Annotated in this window: 1 protein-coding gene; it reads left to right on the top strand. The window is 42.1% G+C overall.

Annotated features, from left to right (window positions below; genetic code table 11):
* Positions 1-524: 524 nt before the first annotated feature.
* Positions 525-1,189 (top strand): reverse transcriptase domain-containing protein (locus SAY88_RS24515; protein ID WP_336821706.1); only part of this gene is annotated, 665 nt, incomplete at its 3' end.

Below are 1,189 nucleotides of genomic sequence, written 5' to 3'. Positions count from 1 at the left end.
TTTTTTGTGTGCGCCAGGCATGGCGACTATCTAGGTGGTGAAAGTCCACTGTGGAGGTACACATCAACTAACCACTAGAGAAACGCAAGGTACTTACCGCGAGGTGAGGGCTGAAGGAAGCGTGTATCAAAATCTTGGCTCGACGAATAGAAATCTGATACCAAGGCTTTGTAGGCGGATAAGACTCCACAACAAGTCAAAGTCCAAAAGATGTGCGTAATCCTACAGAGTAAATCAGGCGAGTAAAAGAAGAAAGATAGTTGTCTTACCCTGGGAGGTCTCGCGGACAGTTGAGGAGTCCCCTATAAAGAAAGCTGGTCGAAAAAGGTTTATCGCGAGAAGTCAGCCGAAGCCATAGTAGTGATGAAATCATGAAGGGCTGAACAATTTATAGTGTTTCTACACCATGAATGCACGGTGGATATACTTCAGAATGTGTTAATGAGGATAGTATGAGCGTATCTCAGAGGGTACTCAAAATCGAAGTGTCATACCGTCACATGAAAGGAAAGGAAGAAACGAGTGTGGAGCTTTTAGAAGAGATTTTAAGCAACCAGAATATGAATCAAGCCTATAAGCGCGTTTATCGCAACAAAGGTGCAAGTGGAGTAGATGGAGTGAGTATAGAAGAATTGAAAGAGTATCTGAAAGAACATAAGGATGAACTTCGTGCTCAAATCCGGAAAAGGAAATATCAACCTTTGCCAGCACTGCGAGTAGAGATTCCAAAAGAAAATGGAAAAATGCGTAAACTAGGTATTCCAACGGTTGTCGACAGAGTGGTACAACAAGCAATCAGTCAAAAACTGAGTCCAATATTCGAAAAACAATTCAGCGAATACAGCTTTGGTTTCCGTCCTGGAAGAAGTTGTGAGATGGCAATCATCCAAGCGTTGGAATATATGAATGACGGATGTGATTGGTTAGTAGATATTGACCTAGAACGATTCTTTGATACGGTGCATCACGACAAATTGATGAGAATTATCTCCCATACAATAAACGATGGAGATGTAATTTCCCTTATACGGAAATATCTCGTAAGCGGAGTGATGGTCCATGGCAAATATGAAGATACACCAGTTGGAACACCGCAAGGAGGCAACCTTAGTCCACTTCTAAGTAACATTATGTTGAACGAACTGGATAAAGAACTGGAAGCAAGAGGACTGCGTTTCGTTAGATACGC

The sequence above is a fragment of the Halalkalibacter flavus genome (assembly GCF_036663575.1).
GTDB lineage: Bacteria > Bacillota > Bacilli > Bacillales > Bacillaceae_D > Halalkalibacter > Halalkalibacter flavus.
This window is presented reverse-complemented; position numbering and strand designations above follow the sequence as displayed.